Annotated in this window: 1 protein-coding gene; it reads right to left on the bottom strand. The window is 58.0% G+C overall.

Annotation, left to right across the window (positions count from 1 at the left end; all coding sequences use genetic code 11):
• Nucleotides 1–83: 83 nt before the first annotated feature.
• The coding region (locus IEW45_RS14945) for a hypothetical protein (protein ID WP_229665966.1) at nt 84–634 on the bottom strand (551 nt) is incomplete at its 5' end.

The following is a 634-nucleotide window of genomic DNA, read 5'->3' as shown; positions in this document are numbered from 1 at the left end:
ATTACAAAAAGAGCGCGTAAAGATCCCATCCACATACAAATTCTCCAGGCTTTCCTCCAATGTAGCCATCCACCCTCTCTTATCTAGACATCCTTGGCAATGAGGTCGCCGTTGATGAGTTCTCTGTAGGCAGCAACGGGCCAGCTGAAACCCCTGAAGAGCAAGCGAGAAGCCAGAGGAACATCGATGATGATCTCCTTCATGGTGGGTTTCTTCTCGTCCCTGATCGCAATCAGGTAGCTCCGACCCACCCAGCCGATCCATCCCGAGATGTACAGGAATAGTATTCCGGGTGTGATGAACTCACCCCAGTGCCTCTGGTCTCCGCTCACGATCAGGTGCGGCAACCCATCGCCGCCGCACAGCAACCCCTGCTTCGCGTAGTTGTCGAACCTCCTCTTCGTCTTCTCCACGCTCGCCTTAATGGCCAGTGCGGGGGCGCTGCCCGCCTCGTAGAGCTTCAGCGACGACTCCAGCTTCTTTATCGACTGCTTCTCACGCTTCGCGAACTGCTTCGACTCCTTGCATGGGGTGAGCCCCGAGATGTCGGCGCCGGCGGGGAGAGGGGCGGAGAGGAGGATGGAGGAGAGGGCCAGCGCGGCGGAGAACGCCTTCAGGTCGGAGGACACGTTGT

The organism is Flavobacterium suaedae (assembly GCF_014642915.1).
Lineage (GTDB): Bacteria > Bacteroidota > Bacteroidia > Flavobacteriales > Flavobacteriaceae > Flavobacterium > Flavobacterium suaedae.
This window is presented reverse-complemented; position numbering and strand designations above follow the sequence as displayed.